Raw genomic sequence first — 21,060 nt, 5'->3', positions numbered from 1 at the left:
GTAAAGGTTTAGACTTTAATGGCCTCAAATGCACTTTTTAAGCTGCTGACGATAAGGTCGCAATCGTCTTTGCTAAGTATCAAGGAAGGTCTCATGGTAATAATGTTCCCTTCTATAATTTTAAAGGCAACCCCTTGTTCCAAACAATGGTACATAATTTTTTCCGCAGCATCTACGGCTCTTTCCTTAGTAGATCTATCGGTTACTAGATCAACGCCAATATGGAATCCCTTACCGGCAATATTTCCAATTATTGGATAGATATCCATGAGTTCCATTAAGCGGTCCATTAGATAATTCCCTAGTTTTTCAGCATTTTCTACTAGATGGTTTTCTTCTATGAATTCTATTTCTGCCAATCCCGCAGCGCAGCATAGGGGATTTTTTTCGTGCGTAAAATGTCCAATGGACCGGTGTTGCAGCGTATTGTATTTCTCTTTGGTCACTATACCGGCAAAAGGAACCAGACCACCTCCCAAGGATTTCCCCAAAACCAATATGTCCGGGCTTACAAAGTGTTCCGAGGCAAACATTTTGCCCGTACGGCCAAACCCTTCAATAATCTCATCAAAAATTAGCAATATATTATATTGTTCGCAAAGCTGCTGTACCTGCTGCCAATATCCGTGGGAGGGAATTACGGGAGTGGCCGAAATGGGTTCGGCTATAATCGCCGCTACATCCGGATTGCGACGGAGGATATTTTTAATCTGGCGCAAGTATTCCTCGTTAATGGCCTCTTGATCTGAATACCCCCATGGATTTCGGTAATAATTTGGGAATTCTACATGGAAAGCCCCGGGTACCATAGGGCCTTGTCCTACTGTAAAATGTTCTTCCCCACCAATACTGGAGGCTTGGAACCCTGTACCGTGATAGGAATCCCAATAGGAAATGGTCTTCCACTTACCCGTGACCTGTTTGGCCAGCATTACTGCCATTTCTATGGCTTGGGAACCACCTGGGCAAAATAGTACCCTGTCCAATCCGTTGGGTGTTATCTCTACCAATTTTTTTGCCAGCTTTATGGCTGGGAGATTAGTGTATCGGCGTGGGGTAAAGGCTAGGCTTGCATCCATCTGGGCCTTTACCGCAGCAACTACTTTGTGGTTGTTGAATCCTGCATTGTGAACCCCATTGCCGTGTAAATCAAGGTATTTTTTGCCATTTAAATCTTCTATATAGGCAGCAGAGGTCTTGGCGAGAACATTCATAACCGGCGTTGACAGGGCCTGATGTAAAAAATATTTGGCATCTTCCCCTATCCAGTATTTGGTTTCCTTATCCAAATTTTCATGGTAATTTTTTCTATTTACAGTGGCGTTGTTGTCACCCTGTTCCTGGGATACCTTGGTTTTCATAATAACAGGTTTTAGTCAATTTTACAGCATAGTACATTTAGATCTATCCATACAGTAGATACAGGATTTGGGCATTTGACGATCTGGTTGGGAAAATGCTTGTAGCTAATAACAATTACATTTTTAGGTTACTGGGATTCAAGGTACTTATTTTCTTTTTAATAAAAGGGGGGGGGCTCTATGATGGATAATAGATGGGTTGTGTAATAGCTACCACAAACCTATATTCCATTTTTATATTGTACGTTATTTAGGAATGGGCGCTTCCTTTGCCTAGTTATAATTGAAAAAGGATCCTCATTGTGGAATTTCTTTTAAAGTAAATGTGAGTGTTTCTTAAAGGAAGAGTTTGACAATATCACAATATTTGTAGGAAAGCACTCTAAAATTCATGAATTTTAGAGTGCTTTCTTTAGCAATATTCAGTTTCGAGTATTGCTTATGATATATTTAACTCTTGTTGCCTATAGCTGTTAACAGCCTGTATTTTACTCGTTTTTCAGCTTGGGTTAAACTAATTTAACTAACTAAAATTTAACAATTTATGAAGATTACACTAATTAGATGTCTTTTGCTTTTTGGAACATTTTTATGTTTCGGGCTAGCAGGGGCACAGACAGTTACTGGAAGTGTTTCGGATGCATCCGGAGCCTTGCCTGGAGCTAACGTATTGGTAAAGGGAACTACCAATGGAACGCAAACAGATTTTGATGGCAACTACACATTGGACAATGTGGATAGCAATGCCACCTTGGTATTTAGTTATATAGGTTATAAGACTTTAGAGATTCCTTTAAATGGGAGAACGGTAGTAAATGCACAATTGGAAGAGGATGCCAGTGAATTGGAAGAGGTAGTGTTAATTGGCTATGGTAGTCAACGAAAATCGGATTTAACGGGTGCCGTGGGGCAGGTAGATGCCGATCAGCTACAGGAACGTCCGGCAACTTCGCTTAATCAGGCCTTATCGGGAAAAATTGCAGGTGTTCAGGTAAATACCAATTCGGGGCGTCCAGGTGGTAAATCCAATATTAGGGTAAGGGGGTTTAGTTCTATAAATTCTTCCAACAACCCACTCTACGTTATAGACGGGGTACAGTTACCTCAAGGTAACCAAGCAAATTTTAGTTCGGCAATAGATTATTTAAACCCTAATGATGTTGTTTCCATCGAGGTCTTGAAAGATGCCTCTTCAACGGCCATATATGGAGCCCGTGGTGCAAACGGTGTTATTTTGGTGACTACTAAAAGAGGTCGTGCAGGGCAGGGAAGGGTTACCTATGATGTTGAATATAGTGTAAACCAATTTGGTCCCAATAGGGCCAAGGTACTAAACGCGGAACAGTATGCTATGATAGAGCAACTCTCTTGGGAAAACACCCAGAAATTTGATCCAGAAGGGTGGGCTGCCGGAAATTATGCCCAGTACGAGCCTAGACTGAAAAGAGCTAATCCCAATGTGGCTTATCTGTTTGATAGTGATGGTAAAGCAATCTATGATACGGATTGGTCCAAAGAAGTGGTGCAGCACAAATTGTCGCAAAACCACCAATTGGGATTCTCTGGGGGTAATGAAAGAACCACTTATGCCGTTTCCTTGGGTATAAGGGATGCCCAAGGCCTTTTGAAGAATACATATTTAAAGCGATATTCAGGACGTTTTTCAATTGATGATCAAATCAAAACTTGGTTAAAGATCGGGGGCTCTTTGAGTTATAACAATCAAACCGAGAACTTGGCAGACACCAATGACCAAGTACCACGTAGAATGGTGGAGGATTATCCTTTTTACCCTGGTCCTTTACACACAGGAGGTCCATTGGAAGGGCTATATGCCAATAACAGGGACTATCCCTACGCGGAGGGTACCCGTAATTCTGTGAATTGGCTGGAAAATAATGAGTATATATTAAATACGCAAACTACCACTGGAAGCTTCTATACCAATCTTAACCTTACCAAGGAATTGGAAATGAGAACTGTTATAGGGGCAAATGTCCTTACCCAAGAGAACAATGAATTTAGAAATAGCGTGTTGGATAATAATGCGGTAGCCAGGGCCCAAGCAAGCAACGAAAAGCAGACCTTTTGGTCAATTGAAAACTACCTGACCTATAACAAGGAAATCAATGAAAACAATTCATTTACCGCCTTGTTGGGGGTATCTTGGCAGCAATCCAATCAATTTTTTGTCAACGCAGATTCCAGGAACTTCCCTACTGATTATTTTAAATATAACAATTTGGGTGCAGGATCGGATAATATAGCTGTACAATCTTTTGCGGATAGGGAAGCACTGAATTCCTATTTTGGGCGATTAAATTATAATCTCTATGGCAAGTATCTATTTACCGTTACGGGCAGGGCAGATGGTTCGTCGAAATTTGGGGACAATAATAAGTTTTCCTTCTTCCCCTCAGCGGCGGTTGCCTGGAGGATTTCGGACGAAGACTTTCTTGTGGACAACACGCTGATCTCTAACTTAAAACTTAGAACAAGTTATGGGGTAACAGGTAACTCGGAAATACCACCTTATTCTTCATTGTCCTTGTTAAGCTCCAATTATGCTGCTATATGGAACGAAAGCCGTGTGGGAGGAACAGGATTGAACAGGTTGGCAAACCCGGATTTGAAATGGGAAAAGACAGCCCAATACGACATTGGTTTTGAGCTGGGCCTATTTGATAATAGAATTAGTATGGAAGCTGATTATTATTATAGGAAGACCACCGATATGCTTTTGGATGCCCCTGTTCCCCAGTCTAGTGGATATGCTACCATAAGACGAAATGTAGGGTCTATGCAGAACCAAGGTGTTGAATTGGGGCTTTCTACCAAAAATATTGTTACTGCCGACCTTAGCTGGAACACCACCTTTAATATTTCCATGAATAGGAACAAGGTACTTTCCCTGGCCACCCCTTCAGATATTTTTGGGGTAGGCGGACCTGGTATAACTAATGAAACCAGTATAATTAGAGTAGGTGAACCTGTAGGTGCTTTCTGGGGACTTACCCGCTTGGGCACATGGGGAACCGATGAGGCCGCTGAAGCCGCCAAGTTCGTAAGTTATAGAAACGGACTTACCATTTTGCCCGGTGATATTAAGTACAAGGATTTTAACGGGGATTATATCATTAATGATGAAGATAGGTCTATTATTGGAAACGGTTACCCAACCGCATGGGGGACACTAACAAATTATGTGTCCTATAAGAATTTGGATTTTACCTTGGAACTTCAATATTCCTGGGGTAATGATGTTATGGATATGAACCTTCACTCCAGTGAAGACCGTCAGGCACTTGCCAATAGTTATACTACAGTCTTGGACGCCTGGACTCCGGATAATCAAGATACCATGATCGCCCAGGTACGGGATACACGGGCCGGATATGTTACAAATGTGGATTCACATTGGGTAAAGGACGGTTCCTTTGTAAGGGGTAGAAACATTATGTTGGGATATACCTTTGGCCAAAACTTAATTGAAAGGATGCATTTAAACAAATTGAGATTATATGCCTCGGCGCAAAACTTCTTTTTATTGGTAGATGACGAACTGCTGGGTGACCCCGAGGTAACTCCTATCCGAGGAGGTGAAAGCAATAACGTTTTCTCACAGGGAATGAAATGGCATGAATATCCAAAATCGACAACCTTTGTACTGGGTCTCCAAGTTGGTCTGTAATTAATAAATTTTAAAAAATAATATTATGAAAATTGATATAATTAAATATATAGGCAAGTTCTACCTCTGTGCGCTCTTACTGGTGTCTATGGTAGGTTGTTCTGATTTTTTGGATGAATCGGATCCATCCAATCTTACACCGGATAGTTTTTACACTACCGCCAAGCAAGCAGAATCGGCCATTGCCGCAGTTTATGCCGATGCTAGGTTTGTTGGTAATGGTGCCGGTATTTTTTCTTCCAACTGGCAATTATTGGAAGCTCCTACGGGAACCTCCACGACACAGACGGCGCAGAACTCGGATTTAAACAACTTGTACTCCCTATCGTACGATGCCAATACCCTGCATGTCAGAAACTGGTGGCGAGGGGTGTATAAGGTAATAGCCAACGCCAATTTAGTGCTGGAGAATGTACCGGATATTGATATGGATGAGGGCCAAAAGAACCAAATCTTGGGTGAAGCCAGATTCTTGCGTGCCTGGGCGTATTTTTATGCCGTTAGATTGTGGGGCGATGTGCCGCTGATTACCCTTCCACAAAGTGCTACTTCCGAGGATTTTTTCCCATCTCGGAGTCCACTAAAAGCGGTGTACGATCAAATTGTGGCCGATTTAACGGCTGCGGAAAGTGCAGGACTATCCTGGACCGATGAGAGTGGACGGGTATCCCAATCGGCTGTAAAATCTCTCTTGGCCAAGGTGTATCTTACCATGGCCGGAAATCCTTTGAACGAAACAGCACGATATGCCGATGCGGCCAGTAAGGCCAAGGAGGTAATAGACAATGCTGGCCCTATAGATTTGTTTGATACCTATGGAGAGATCCACGACGAAAGCCTTGGAAACACCGTAGAGCATATTTTTAGTTTGCAATACAACGATGAGGTGGCCGGTAATCCTATGGGGAATATGTTCCCGAATTTTCAGCCGGTTACCTACCGTGGACCTTCGGGAACAGGTAGTACCGTACCCGAGATAGAATTTTATAACTCTTTTGAAGCGGGCGACCAAAGAACCGTAGATCGAGAAGGGTGGTTCTATACCAGTTACTATACCAATGGGGACGGAGAGCTTTTTGATTTGGGTGCCCCTTATATCTTTAAACATTTTAATGTGACGGCCAATGGTACCCAAGGCGTTCCGGGAACGGCAAAGGACAATCTTAATATGCCTATAATAAGGTTTGCGGAAGTATTGCTCATTTATGCGGAAGCTTCCAATGAGGCCACAGGTCCAACCCAAGATGCCGTTGATGCTTTGACAAGGATACGGGACAGGGCGCAACTAACTACACCCACGCTTGGGGAATTTACCCAAGAATCTTTACGTGAGGCCGTTTGGAAAGAAAGATGGCATGAGCTGTGCTACGAACAAATTACATGGTTCGATATGGTGCGCCTTAGAAAGGTGCTGAACAGTGAAACAGGTGGTTTTGACGATTTTGTGGGTCATATTAACCTTAGTTCCGACCAGGCTTTACAAGAAAAACACTTATTGTTTCCCCTTCCAGAGCAGGAAATGATCAACAATCCAAGTTTAACACCACAAAATCCGGGATATAACTAATGGAAAACGCCAAAAATATTCGCGGTGATCAAAAACTTTGGTAATTAGTTTTTAGTTAATAATTAGTTTGGAGTTTTATTAAGCAGTATCCCTAAAGGGGGTACTGCTTTTTTTGTGATAATAGGTAGTTTGGCCAAGCCTATTTCTTATAGATCCCCTTAGTCTGAGCAGTATTCTTTGTTTTTTAGAATGTATATGGAGCGTAGACCTTGATTAGACGATTTTCTTTAGTTGATTTACCCGTTCTATTGCCTTGCTCTTGACCTCAATATTGTTGTTCAGCTCATTTATAAAGTTGGATGGTAAAATACCCAGTCTTTTCTTAAAGGCGGCGTTAAAGGTATTTAGGTTGTTAAAGCCCAGGGAGACGGCTATATAACTTAATTTATTGTTCCTGTAATCAATATCCTTTAATAGTTTTGGCAATAGATAGTTTATCCGTAACTCGTTTATATAATTGTTGAAATTGGATTTTTTCTCTTGATTGATGACTTGTGAAAGATATTTTGGGTTGGTTTTTAGCTGTTCGGCCAACAGGTGCAAGTTGCAATTAGGGTCCAGAAAAAAGGATTTTTTTTCCAATTTTTCCAATTTAGTCAGGATTATGTTCTTAATTTCTTCGTCAAGTCTGGGCTGGGCCTTTGGGGCATCGCGTTTTTTTCGCTCAACGGACCAATTGCTACTATCTTGCTCATATCCATTAAGTTTTTCGCTCAGCCTTAATTGTATTTCGGCAAGATCTATGGTTCTACATAATAGCAGTCTATTTTTTTTTCGCACTTTTAGATATGAGAAAACAGCAATACAACTTATTGCCATTAGAAAAAGCAGGGCAATGATAAAACCTCTAAACTGTGCTCTTTGGGCCTTATTCTCCAATTCCAATATTTTTTTCTTTTGTAGTACCTCCTTGACCTTTCTTTTGGTTTCTAGAATTAAGATTTTTTGTTCCTGTTCATTGGTAAATAGGGAGTCGCTTATGGTTTTATATAGATTCTTGTAATCATTGGACTTTAGAGGTTCATTGGTTTGTTGGTACAATTGCCCTAGTATGTAACTGTTGCGCTTTACCACGTCAAAGGCATTTATGTCCTCTGCAGCTTCAATACTTTTTTCATAGGTTAAAATAGCCTGGGTGGTGTCATGCTGTTGTAGATAAAGTTTGGCTTTGATAGTTAGGGCCCGGGGGATTCTAAACCTATAGTTGTTTTTATAATTAATCTCTAGGGCGGTAGATATATGGTTGAGTGCCTTTTTATTCTCCCCAATAGACATATATATGTTGGCTATATTACTGTGAACAGAAGCAAGTATGTAGCTGCCGGCCGGAGGAAGTTTCTTTTCAATATCCAGAAAAAATGAATAGACTTCCAAGGCTCCTTGTGGGTCGTTTAGTTGGGCGGTCATTTTTGCAATTTCATCTATCTTAGGGTAGATGTATTCTGTCTTCTTCAGCTTTAAAATATAATGCAGGCCCTGAAGACAATAGTGTAGGGATTTTGAAAACTGTTCAATTCTTAGGTAGTAGTGGGATAAGGCGGCATTGGCCTTCATCAATAGGTAGTCGCTCTTTGTTTTCTCGGCATGGTCCAAAAGTTGTAAGCCAACCTCCAAGGCTTTGTCATACTCCCCCCTTTCAGTATATATATCGGATTTCAAGGTGGCAATGTCGCCATACACATTCTGGAAACTTCCAGCCACTATTAAGTTCTCTATCTCCTGCACCATTTTCATGGAAGCATCAAAATGTCCTTTTACAAACAAGTGGTAGGCTTTATTGTATTTTGCGGAAAGTATGCCTTGGGTGAACCCTATTTTTTCTGAGAGCTCCAATGCTTGTTCATTGTAGGTATTGGCCGCATCATCGGATTTATAGATATATGCGGTAAATAATTTAAGCAGTACCAATATTTTTTCGTTGCCTTCCGCTTGCTCCTTTTTGGCCAGCAGGTATTCTATATCCAAAAATTCTTCTTTGTAACGATCTTTGACCTCAATAAGATTTCGGATAGATTTAAGGTAAGAGTCTATGGATTTGTTTTGTCCTTCAGTAGCGCGCAAGGGAATGATGGTACAAAAAAAGAAGAAAAGTAATAGTTTGATGGTTAGGTTGTTCATGGTCTTTTTTTTTACTTATTAAACTGGGGGATTTTTAAGCAAAGGAAATGGGACCTTCTTTTTGGTTTTTGTAGCTAGGGGTACTTGGAACTTGAAATGTAGGTAAAATGGTTTGTATCCATAATTAAAGAAATAATTAAGTTTTGGTAAATACCATAAAGGATTTATAAATATAATGGAAATATAACAACACCAAAATTTAAAATCCGCAATATAAATATGGAGAATGGCTTTGTTGCTATCCGGAATAGGTTTGGATGTAAAATGGCTTTTGGTGTCTTGTTAGGCGAAATTTGGTATAAACTCCCAAAAACTAAAAAGAGCCCTGTTAAGACAACAAGGCTCTTTTACGAGAACACTATATGAAAATGAAAAAATTACTTTTTTGCTAATTATTATGTTGTAAATGTAAAATACCGAACCTATTTTGAGAAATTATTGTTGTGAACCTTGTTGATTATGAGGTGTCGCCAATAAAATTTGTTGTTTGGGCATTAATTCTTCTTTTAAATATAAAAATATGACGAACTTTATAGCTTGAAATTTATGCAGCTATATTTAGTAGTCCTGCTAATGTTAATGTAAAAAAGAAGATGGATATGCAACAATCAGAAAGGTTAGACGAGTTTAAGAAATCGGTACACAATAAATTTAATATTTATAATAGTCTATTCCTTAATTTGCCGTACCGTAACATTGAAAATGTAGGAATGCTTATTCCTTTGTTGCTTCATCAGGCCGACAAGGGACTGAAGTCTGGTAAGAATCCCCAGGAAATATTGGATGCCTTTTTTCAAAATTACGCCAATATTGATTCGGAAAGGGAAAGGATAGATTTTATGTTCCGTATTATACAGTATGTAGAAAGACAGGTGGTACTGTATGACAGTGTTGAGGACGCTGCTTTTCCTAGACTCCAGAAGCATAGTAGTTCTTTGAGTATCCGTGACTATTTTCAGTTGGTTGACAAAAATAAAAGTTGGGATCAGATATCGGAAAAATTATCAACCTTTAGTGCCAGGATAGTTTTAACGGCCCATCCTACACAATTTTATACTCCTGCTGTACTAGATATCATCAGCAATCTTAGAAACCTTATTTTGGAAGATAAGATAAACGATATAGATATAGTATTGCAACAATTGGGGCTAACTTCCCTGATCAATGCAAAAAAGCCAACTCCTTTGGATGAGGCCAAGAATATCATATACATTCTTAGAAATGTATATTATGATGCTGTAGGGGATCTTTATGCTTATATAAAGGATAATATTGGGGATGTGGAGTTCAATAACCACAATATTATGAAGTTGGGCTTTTGGCCCGGTGGGGATAGGGATGGAAACCCTTTTGTAACCTCTGATATTACAAAGGATGTAGCAGATGAACTGCGGATAACCCTAATGAAGTGCTACTATCATGATGTAAAGGGGCTACAACAAAAATTGACTTTCCGCGAGGTTCAGGATATTATAGTAAAGCTTAGGGATCGCTTGTATACTTCCATGTTCGATGCCAATAAGGTTTTGCCTTATGAAGATATTATTGGACCACTTTTGGAAACTAGGTCAATTTTAATTGAAAAGTACCACAAGTTGTATTTAAAGGATTTGGATCATATTATAGACAAGGTTAAAATCTTTAAGACCCACTTTGCCACTTTGGATATTAGGCAGGACCACAGTGTGCACAAACAAGTGGTGCAGACCGTACTAAGGGAGCAAGGGCTTATATCGGAAAGTCTAGAGGAATTAAGTAAAGAGGAGTTAGTAGATATTCTCTTGCACAAGGACATAGATCTTAGAGCGCAGAACTATGGCGAGGATATAGTTAAAGAAACCATTCAGAACATACTTCAATTGAGAGGTATTCAAGAAAAAAATGGCGAGGAAGGATGTAACCGTTATGTAATCAGTAATTCTGAAGATGTTTTCTCCGTACTCTTTGTTTTTGGTCTATTTAGATGGTGTGGTTGGGATTCCGATAAAATTACTTTTGATATTATTCCTTTGTTCGAGACCATGAAAGGTATGGAAAGCTCTGAAAATACCATGGAGGAATTGTTCAGTATACCAGAATATATGACCCATTTGGAGCAGCGGGATAGAAAACATACTATAATGTTGGGATTCTCTGATGGTACCAAGGACGGTGGTTATGTTAAGGCCAACTGGGAAATCTTTAAGACCAAGGAAACCTTATCCGCAGTTTGTGAACAAGCAGAAATAAAGGCTATATTCTTTGATGGTCGAGGTGGGCCACCAGCACGTGGAGGAGGAAAAACCCATAGGTTCTATGCCGCCCAAACAAAGGATATTGCCAACAATGAAATTCAACTTACCATTCAGGGGCAGACCATAACCAGTACCTATGGCACCAAGGAGCAGTTTATACATAATTGCGAACAACTGCTTACAGCCGGACTTTCCAATAATATTTTCGGGAAGGAAAATATAATTTCCAAGGAATCAAGGCAGTTAATGGAGGAACTTTCCGATCTGAGCTTTGCCAAATATGATGCCTTAAAGAACCATGAGCGGTTTATACCTTATTTGGAAGATAAGAGTACCTTAAAGTACTACCAGAAAGCAAATATTGGTAGTAGACCGGGCAAGAGAGGGAAGAAGAAAAAATTGGAACTTACAGATTTAAGGGCTATTTCATTTGTGGGGTCTTGGAGCCAGTTAAAGCAAAATGTACCTGGTTATTTTGGAATAGGTACGGCCATCAAAACCCTAAAGGATCAGGGGAAAATGGAAGAATTGAAAGAAATGTTCAATGAGGTTCCTTTGTTCAAGGCGCTGATGCTTAATAGTATGATGTCCTTGGCCAAATGTTATTTTGAACTTACCAGTTACATGAAAGAGGATAAGGAATACAAGGAATTCTGGAATATTCTTCATGAGGAGTATCTGCTTTCCAAAGAAATGTTACTGTTAATTTCCGATTCGGAAATACTGATGGAAAAAGAGTCGGTGTCAAGGGAATCTGTGAAAATAAGGGAAAATATTGTACTTCCCTTGTTGGTAATACAGCAATATGCCTTACAAAAAATGAGTAAGGATACCGAATTTAAGGAGTTGTATGAGAAAATAGTTATACGCTCATTGTACGGTAATATTAATGCCAGTAGGAATTCGGCCTAATCACCTAATAACGGTAATTTTTAGGTTGTCTACATATAGAAACCCCAAAGTGCAGCACGTACTTTGGGGTTTTTACTTGTTTGGCATGCAGCGGTATGTTTTGTATAATTTTTCCTGATTTTTTTTACGGTAGGTAATTTGCTTTCCAGCCCTTGTATTGTAGGTGGCAATTAAGTTTTTCGTTGGAACATGTTCCATTACAAGGCTTTGTGTGGTGTGATTGTAGAAATAATCCAAGGTCTATAGACCGGTTAACTATTACTTTGATTATATTAGGGGCAGTAATAGTATGGCAATAGGATCCCTATGTATAGGTAATAGGGAAATATATTTGATCTACTAGGTATTCCCCCCTCTTCCTTATAAAGAAGTAGACAACCAATAATGAATAGTCAGACAAATGCATGTGTAGGATTTAAAATGCTGTAAACATGTATGAAAATTATGTAATTTACGGTAGTATTTAAGACTAATTGTTGTAATAAAAAAAAGGGGGGATGCCAAAATACAATAATGGTACATTTCAAAAAGACTTTGGTCAATTGTTAAATGACGAAAGTGGTATTTTTAGCTATTTGGAGCAATATGTTCTGGATGGCTTGTGGTGTTGTGATTTAAGGAATCCTGAGAAAGGTAGTATCAACAACAACCTGGCCAAGTCTTTGGGGTATGCCCAAGAAGTAGGTGGAGGCATGACCGTTGATTTTTTAACACTGGTGTATGGACCCGACCGGGAAATACTACAAAACTCTTATAAGGACCTTAACGGGGCTTCTGTTGTAACCAATGTTAATGTGGAGCTAAGGCTGATCCCCAAAAACAATGATCCAATATGGTATAACCTAAAGGGGTTCTTGGTTATGGATGGGTTGGAAGGCCCTTTGCGGATATTGGGTGTGGCTTACAACATTCATAAATACAAATCCTTAGAGCTAGAGATAAGAAGAAGGAAAGAGTATTTTAAAAATGTTGTAAAAGGGGCCAAGATTGGAATATGGGAAGGTAATCTTATTACAGGGGAAGTTGTATGTAATGAGCGGTGGGCAGGTATGGTAGGCTATACCTTGGAGGAATTGGAGCCTATCAATTATGAGGCGTTTTTGGGTCTTGTGCACCCGGATGATGTACCTATTATAGAACGTTCACTTCAGGATCATGTGGGCAATCTAGGTGTTTATGAGGTTGAATTTAGGATGCGCCATAAAGATGGACACTGGGTCTGGATGCTGAGCAGAGGTGAAATCACCAAATATAATTCCGAAGGTCTTCCCCATATAGTTTCAGGTATCCACTATGATATTACGAAAAGAAAAACGAACGAACTATTACTTAAAAAATACAAGGATCTTTTTGAGCGATCTGGTGAGGCGGCAAAAATTGGCTATTGGGAATTGGATCCACTGAACAATACCATTTTTTGGAATAAAGCAGTAAATGAAATCCATGAAGTGCCCCAAGACTATGTTCCAACTTTGGAAGGTGGATTGGAATTTTATTTGGAAGGAGAGGATCGGAATCGTTTTCAGGCTATAATTGATCAGGCTTTAAAGCAACCTATGGAGTTTGATGAAGAACTGCGCATCAAGAGCAGTAGTAGCCGAGTAAAATGGGTGAGGGTTATAGGGGTTTCAGAGCATAAAAAGGGAGAGTGTATAAGCCTTTTTGGACTTATACAGGATGTAGATCAAATAAAAAAGGTACAACTGCAAATAAAGATAAGGGAGGAGCAGTTTAGGCAGACCTTTAATCACTCTGCGATTGGGATGGCCCTGATAAACAAAGAGAATAAACTATTACAGGCAAATGACAGTTTAAGTGGGATCTTTGGCTATAGCGAGGAAGAACTGCAGCAGATGAACCTTGAGAAAATAGCAGAGCCCAACGATCTAAAAGTGAATAGAAAGCTAATAGAGGAGCTGTTTTTAGGTAAACATAAGTATATAAAGCTAGACCATAGGTTTATTCATAAGAATGGATCTGTAATCTGGGCCAACGTATGCATGTCTGCTATTAACAATGATCAAGGTGATATCATTCATTTTGTGGCCCAGATACAGGATATCACCGAGCGCAAGGAAAATGAAATGCTATTGGCCCACAATGTGGACCTAATGCAGCGAATAAATGATGCCGTGAATATTGGGATATGGGAACTGGATTTGACAGGCAATACGGTTTATTGGAGCCCAACAATCAAAAAAATGGCGGAAGTTCAAGACGATTTTGTACCCACTCTGGAGGAGGTTTACACCTTTTTTGCATCTGGCCAACAACGGGAAACCTTTGTTGAAGCCATAGAACGTGCCGTGGAAAAAGGAGAAGGCTTTGATCTTGAACTTCAGGTTGTTAGCACAACCAATAAAGTGTTTTGGTCCAGGACCATTGGTATTCCCGTTATGGAGGATGGGAAGTGTGCCAGATTGTACGGTTTTTTCCAGGATATTGATGAGAAGACAAGGGCAACAAAAGAATTGGCTATCAAAGAAGAGGAGTTTAGGAGGTCTTTTAAACATGCGGCAATAGGGATGCTGGTAATTGATCTTGACGGCAGGTTGAAAAAAGCGAATCCCAGGATTTGCGATATACTGGGTTATGATGAAAAGGAGATTCTTCAGAAATCAATTATAGATTTGGTACATCCGACGGATAAGGACAGTGTTCGTCAGATGTTGGATGATATTCAAAGGGGGGAAAAAGGAGTGTTTAAAATGGAGCAGCGCTGTGTGCATAAGTCAGGGGATTACGTCTGGGTTAATTCCGGTATAGCAGCTGTTCAAAATGACGCTGGAGTCTATACCCATTTGGTGGCACAAGTGCAGGATATTTCCGATAAAAAACAATTGACCGAGAATCTTACCGAACACAACAACAGATTGATAAATTTTGCACATATCGTTTCCCATAACCTAAGGTCCCATACCAGTAATATTAGCATGTTACTGGATTTGGCACTACAGGATAACCCCAGCTTGCTTAAAAATGATTATTATCGAAATATAAAAGCTGTTTCGGATAATATGAACGAGACAATCTTTCAGCTAAATGAAATTGTTGAAATAAATTCCAAGGTGAGTTCTACCTTGACCTCCCAAAATTTATTGGCCAACGTTCAAAAGGCATTAAATACGGTTCAATCCCTGGTAAATAAAACCAATGCCAAGGTTGAAGTGAATATCGATTCCGATATCAATGTTTTGGCCGTACACGCCTATTTGGAGAGTATTATTCTGAATCTGGTTACCAATGCCATAAAGTATAGGTCGCCAGACCGAAATTTGGAAATAAAGGTATTAGGCGGATTAAAAGGTAGTTTTGCTTATCTAAGTATTGAAGATAATGGTTTGGGATTGGATTTGGATAGACACGGTTCTAAAGTTTTTGGTATGTATAAAACTTTTCATAGTCATCCGGAAGCAAGGGGAATTGGGCTGTTTATTAGTAAGAATCAGATTGAAGCCATGGGCGGCAGTATAATGGTGGAAAGCGAATTAAATAAAGGAACTACCTTTACCACCTACTTTTTGATCGCAAAATAAATTTAATCAAATATAATAAAATGTCTTTTTAGAAAATGGGAGTTCATAAAATATTACATATAGACAAATATGTATTGGTAAAATCCTTGCGTATCAATTACCTTAGATGCGTAAAAAATGAATGTACAAAAGGTAAGGTATTGGATCAAGAATTATAGAATCTTTTTAATTATATGAAAATCAATACCACCTTTATTATAGATGACGACCCAATTTTTGTTTTTGGTTCTAAAGTACTTCTGAAAAAATGTGGTTTCGCATCCAATATTGTTGTTTTTCAGAACGGAAAGGAGGCACTGGAAACAATTGTAAAGCTTCTGGAGTCTGAAGCGGAGTTACCCGAAGTTATTTTTTTGGATTTGAACATGCCTATTATGGATGGCTGGGAGTTCTTGGAAGCCTTTGGTAAACTGTCCGGGCTAGAGAATATACGCCTGTATATTTTGAGTTCTTCAATTGATTCCAGGGATATGGAACGCGCCAAAGACTATGATATTGTCGCTGATTTTATCGCAAAACCCTTGACCGAAGGCAGAATAAGCGAATTGTTGAGCAGTATAGAAGTATAATTTACGTCCAATCGTAAAATATGCTCTACAGTTGTTTTGCAGCCTTGTGATACAGAATTTAACCATACAGTTGGAGGGGTTTTCACTTCTGAAGGCTATTAGGGTGCAAATAGTGTGATTTTAGTTAAAATCGTAAGATTGTTCTGGTAATCAAGCTATATTATGTCAAATTTATTATAATCCATTAGTATTTTAGGTTGCACTGCGTTATTTTAGTGCCTGCGAAAAAATAAGTCCATTATTGGTGCATTTTACTATTTTGAGTGGACCATCCAAGAGTTAAGAGGCTGGTTATATGCTGAGGGCCTGTTGGAGGTTAGATGTGCTAAATTTTTTAATTCATGAGATTACTTTTAAGTATTGTCCTTCTGTTGTTCATTGCATCCTGTAAAACTTCCTATGATGAGCCAGAAATTTCACTTGACGATTATACCTTGGAGGAGGGCTTCTCTTTAGATGTTGTAGCCTCCGAACCATTATTGACAGCTCCCGTGGCAATTGATTTTGATTCCAAAGGACGTATTTGGGTTGCCGAAATGACCGGATTTATGGTTAATTTGGAAGGTGACGATGAGGATTTGCCCAGTGGGTCCATCAAGATATTGGAGGATTTGGACCAAGATGGGGTTATGGATCATGCCAAAACCTTTCTGGATAGTTTGGTTATGCCAAGGGCCTTGGCATTGGTCTACGGGGGCTTGTTATATGCGGAATCACCCAATCTTTGGTTTGTGGAAATTAAGGATGATAAGCCCGTAAACCGGGTGCTGGTAGATTCTTTGTACGCTGTAGTAGGGAATCCGGAACATCAGCCAAATGGTTTAATGATGAATGTGGATAATTGGATTTACAATGCCAAGTCCAATTATAGATATCAGCGAAAAAACGGAGTTTGGAAAAAAGAACCTACTACCCAAAGGGGGCAATGGGGTATTTCACACGATAATTTTGGGCGACTATACTACAATAATAATTCTACCCAGTTGCTGGGAGATCACGTACTGCCCAATAGGCTTACCAGGAATAAGTTTTTTGTACCCAAGGTGGGAGTGGATGAAAGGTTAACCAAGGATCAGCGGGTTTATCCCTTGCACGCAGCATCGGTAAACAGGGGGTATGAAAAAGGGGTTTTGGACCAAGATAGTTTGTTGCGTAATGTAACGGCCGCCTGTGGTCCTCTGGTGTATAGGGGCGGAACGTTTCCTGAAGGTTATGATCAGAATGTATTTGTCTGTGTGCCGGAAGTTAATCTGGTAAAAAGGAACGTACTCTCTTTTGAAGCAGATAGAGTAGTGGCCAAGCAGGCTTGGGAGGGTAAGGAATTTCTGGCCTCTACGGACGAAGGCTTTAGGCCGGTAAACCTTTCAAACGGACCGGATGGGAATATGTATGTTGTGGATATGCACCGTGGTGTAATTCAGCATTACGCATTTTTAAGTCCTTATCTGAAAAAAATATCGGCCCAGAAAAAATTGGATACTATTCAAAATTATGGAAGGATACTAAGGGTTAGTGCTAAAGGTCAGGCCGCTAAAACTATTCCTGATCTGGAGACTTTTTCAACATCCCAATTAGTGGCGGCTTTAAAGGATACCAATGGTTGGATTAGAGATCGTGCCCAACAAATTTTGATTCACAATAAGGATGTGGAGGCCTTGCCGCAATTAAAGAATATGCTTGGGGATAATGACAGCCCCTTGTCCCAAATACACGCACTGTATGTACTTGAAGGATTAGATGAGCTGGAGTTTGATATGTTGGGGGATATGGTTAAAAATGGTAGGCCAAATGTGGCTTCACATGCCCTTGTTCTTATGGAAGGGTTTGCATCGGCCCAAAACGTTTCCAAGGCAGAGCAGATCTTTAAAGAGGCCGTGGATAGGAATCAGCCTATGATGGATCTTTATCTATCAACCACTTTGGGGGTATGGGCTCAGTATGACCAGGATGTATTCTTTCCGGTTATTTATGAGTTGTCCCAAAAATACAGTGATAAAAAAATATATCAGGAGGCCATTGTGAGTGGGGCCGAAGAGGTGATGCCAGCCTTGAAATCCGGAATGGGTAAGTTGGCCAATTTGCAGGATTCCGATCTTGATAATTTATTGGCAGAGACCGTTTCCCGTAAAGAAAACGATAAACAGAATTATATTTATTCCACTAGAATTGCAAGGGCCGATTCCAGAACCAATGGAGCCGTTCTATTTCGTCAGATTTGTGCCTCATGCCATTCCTCCAGCGGGGAAGGTATTAACGGATTGGCACCGCCATTGGTGGGGTCCGAATATATATCTACCCATTTGGAGCAATTAGGTTTAATAATTCTCCACGGTCTAAAAGGTCCCCTGCTGATTAATGGTGAAATCTATGATAAAAACCATCAAATGCCCGGGTTAATGTATAATACTGATATTACCGACAAGGATATATCGGATATTATTTCATATGTTACCAATGCTTTTTCCGTTAAGCCAAAAGGGCTGAAGCCCGAAAAAATCAAAGAACTCCGAAATGCTAAACCTAAAGCTGGTATAGGGTATACGGAAGAAGAACTATACCAAACCTTAGGGAAATAATTTTATTTGCTGGCAGTGGTCTGTTCTAATAAATAGTTAATCATTAAAAATTCAAACCCGGTAGAAAGATGAAGACTTTTATAAATGAAGATTTCTTGTTGCAGAGCGAATTTTCTAAAATTTTATATCATAATTATTCCAAAAACTTACCAATTATAGATTATCACAATCACCTGCCTCCAGAGGAGATTGACGGAAATCGGGTTTTTGAAAACATCAGTCAAGTATGGCTGGCCGGGGATCATTACAAATGGAGGGCCATGCGTGCGTTGGGTGTAAATGAGAAGTACATTACCGGAAATGCATCGGATAAGGAGAAGTTCTTAAAATGGGCAGAAACCGTTCCCTATACCGTAAGGAATCCGCTCTACCATTGGACGCATCTTGAGTTGCAGCGCTATTTTGGTATTCAGGAGCTTTTAGGGCCGGACAATGCAGAGGAAATTTATGAAAAGACAACGGCAATACTGCAAGGGAAATCGCATAGTACCATAGGACTGTTGCAGCAACAGAATGTAGAATCATTGTGCACCACCGATCAGCCAACAGATACCCTGGCCTTTCATAAAAGCATAAAGGAAAAGGGCGACTCGCCAAAGGTTTTTCCAACCTTTAGACCAGATAAGGCATTTGCCATAGACTTAGGGGCTTCCTATGTTTCCTATTTGGAAGAATTAGGGAATGCGGCTAAGTTGAGTATAGAAAGTTACGACGATCTTTTATCGGCTTTGGAAAATAGAATGGATTTTTTTCATGATCAGGGATGTAGATTGGCAGACCATGGCCTGGAGCAACTGTATTACTTCAAGGAAGGGACCTATGTAGCGGCCGAGCTGTTTAAAAAGGTGAGGGAAGGCAAGGCACTTTCCAATGAGGAGGTTCAATACTTTAAATCGCAAGTGTTACTGTTTTTGGGAAGGGCATATCATAAAAGAGGCTGGGTGCAACAGTTTCATATTGGGGCCATCCGTGATAACAACAAAAGGTTATTGTCCGTACTGGGCCCTGATACGGGGTTTGATTCTATTGGGGATTTTTCCCAGGCTAGGGCATTAAGTGGCTTTTTAAACGAATTGGACGGTACAGATCAATTGGCCAAGACTATAATTTACAACCTAAACCCGGCCGACAATGAAGTGATAGCTACCATGGTGGGTAATTTTAATGATGGTAGTGTAAAGGGAAAAGTGCAATTTGGTTCCGGATGGTGGTTCTTAGATCAAAAAGACGGTATGGAAAAGCAAATGAATGCGCTTTCCAACATGGGACTTTTAAGTTGCTTCGTTGGAATGTTGACCGATTCCCGAAGCTTTTTGTCTTTTCCTAGACATGAATATTTTAGGAGGATTTTATGTAACCTTATAGGTAATGACGTGGTAAATGGGGAATTGCCTGCCGATGAAAAATGGTTGGGGAAGATAGTAGCCGATATTTCTTATTACAATGCCAAAAATTATTTCGATTTTAATAAATAAATGATAGACTTTTAAGTCGTCCTTAGGGAATTGGTAACATAAAAAATGCGCACCCGTTTAAGGTGCGCATTTTTTATGTTTTGTAGAGATGAAGTGCTGTGGATCAGGGATTTCCTATAGGGCTATCATCGCATTTTAAGTCCCCTACAACGTATTGCATACCATCTAAAAAGAACTGCAATAGTGCTGCTTGGTCCATGCTTTGGGCATTATGGGAAGGGGAGCTATAAAAAACCCGGCCTTTACCATGCCTTTTTATCCAGGATACATAAATGGTGTTTTGATCTACTTCTTTGCGCAAGCCTTCCAATTTATCGGCCTCTATGTACAATAGGGGCCTAAAGTTGTAATCAAAATAAGCATTCTTAAAAAAATAAGGTTCATCAACATGTGTATAACCATTGCCATTAAAGGCTTGTACCATAGGGTGGTCTTTATTTACTTCCTTTAGGTGCATTTTTTGTTGCTTGGGGTGGTAGTCAAAACTGCCGCCTGTCATTTTACTAAATTCGGTAGAGTTGTTTTGTACCGTAATGGCGCCGTGGAGGATCATTAATCCACCGCCCTTGGCCACATAGTTCATAAGGTTGTTCTCGTATTGGGCGGCAAGCTTGCTTATGGCCTCATCACTGAGGTTGGAATTTTTTTGCAATAAGTCCCAAAAGAGATCCCTTTTGGGGCCGGCCGGATTGGAATTGTTTAGGATAACGGCATCGTATTGCTTTAGGTTTTTCTTGCTAAAACTGTCTACATCATACGCTATGGTAACCTCAAATGCTCCAGTTTTTTCGCCCAGGATTTTTAGCATTTCCACATTGTGGGGAATGGTCCAATGGTAAAAGCCGGTATGTTGGGAAAAGACCATAACCTTTTTGGTGTCGGCCTTAACTCTTGTGGTAGAGGGGGCCAAAGTTTCTATTTTGGCAAGCCATTTGTCGTTAACATCAAACTGTTCTATATTTTGTGCTAAGGTGGTACCGACAAAGATGAGGGCTAAACTGGTAAAAAGGATTTTTTTCAT

Annotated in this window: 10 protein-coding genes; 7 read left to right on the top strand and 3 right to left on the bottom strand. The window is 39.9% G+C overall.

Annotation, left to right across the window (positions count from 1 at the left end):
- Positions 1 to 8: 8 nt before the first annotated feature.
- Complete coding sequence (gene pbfA, locus EHW67_RS01040; protein ID WP_126160485.1) at positions 9 to 1,361, bottom strand: (R)-1-hydroxy-2-aminoethylphosphonate ammonia-lyase; 1,353 nt, start codon at positions 1,359 to 1,361, stop codon at positions 9 to 11.
- Between the two features lie 544 nt (positions 1,362 to 1,905).
- Here pbfA and EHW67_RS01035 point away from each other — a divergent pair.
- On the top strand, positions 1,906 to 5,052 hold the full coding sequence (locus EHW67_RS01035; protein ID WP_126160484.1) for a SusC/RagA family TonB-linked outer membrane protein: 3,147 nt from the start codon (positions 1,906 to 1,908) through the stop codon (positions 5,050 to 5,052).
- A gap of 25 nt (positions 5,053 to 5,077) precedes the next feature.
- A complete protein-coding gene (locus tag EHW67_RS01030) occupies positions 5,078 to 6,619 on the top strand; it encodes a RagB/SusD family nutrient uptake outer membrane protein (protein WP_126160483.1) in 1,542 nt (513 codons plus the stop codon).
- A gap of 213 nt (positions 6,620 to 6,832) precedes the next feature.
- Here the strand turns inward: EHW67_RS01030 and EHW67_RS01025 are convergent, their stop codons facing one another.
- Positions 6,833 to 8,737, bottom strand: coding sequence for an AraC family transcriptional regulator (locus tag EHW67_RS01025; RefSeq protein ID WP_126160482.1), 1,905 nt, complete (start codon positions 8,735 to 8,737; stop codon positions 6,833 to 6,835).
- A gap of 599 nt (positions 8,738 to 9,336) precedes the next feature.
- Here EHW67_RS01025 and EHW67_RS01020 point away from each other — a divergent pair.
- The 5 genes from EHW67_RS01020 (at position 9,337) to uxaC (ending at position 20,039) form a co-directional block, all read left to right on the top strand.
- The gene (locus EHW67_RS01020) at positions 9,337 to 11,883 is read left to right on the top strand and encodes a phosphoenolpyruvate carboxylase (protein ID WP_126160481.1); all 2,547 of its coding nucleotides are present in this window, start codon (positions 9,337 to 9,339) and stop codon (positions 11,881 to 11,883) included.
- 497 nt (positions 11,884 to 12,380) lie between these two features.
- The gene (locus EHW67_RS01015; protein WP_126160480.1) at positions 12,381 to 15,419 is read left to right on the top strand and encodes a sensor histidine kinase; all 3,039 of its coding nucleotides are present in this window, start codon (positions 12,381 to 12,383) and stop codon (positions 15,417 to 15,419) included.
- 173 nt (positions 15,420 to 15,592) lie between these two features.
- Entirely contained in the window at positions 15,593 to 15,988 is a 396-nt protein-coding gene (locus tag EHW67_RS01010; protein ID WP_126160479.1) for a response regulator, read from the top strand.
- A 341-nt stretch (positions 15,989 to 16,329) separates the two neighbouring features.
- Entirely contained in the window at positions 16,330 to 18,564 is a 2,235-nt protein-coding gene (locus EHW67_RS01005) for a PVC-type heme-binding CxxCH protein (RefSeq protein ID WP_126160478.1), read from the top strand.
- Between the two features lie 68 nt (positions 18,565 to 18,632).
- Positions 18,633 to 20,039, top strand: coding sequence for a glucuronate isomerase (uxaC, locus tag EHW67_RS01000; protein ID WP_126160477.1), 1,407 nt, complete (start codon positions 18,633 to 18,635; stop codon positions 20,037 to 20,039).
- Between the two features lie 103 nt (positions 20,040 to 20,142).
- On the opposite strand, the gene EHW67_RS00995 is transcribed toward uxaC, so the two are convergent.
- Positions 20,143 to 21,060, bottom strand: coding sequence for a ThuA domain-containing protein (locus tag EHW67_RS00995; protein WP_126160476.1), 918 nt, complete (start codon positions 21,058 to 21,060; stop codon positions 20,143 to 20,145).

This window comes from Arenibacter aquaticus, assembly GCF_003957295.1.
Lineage (GTDB): Bacteria > Bacteroidota > Bacteroidia > Flavobacteriales > Flavobacteriaceae > Arenibacter > Arenibacter aquaticus.
Note: the sequence above shows the minus strand (reverse complement) of the source record. Positions and strands in the feature narration are given on the sequence as shown.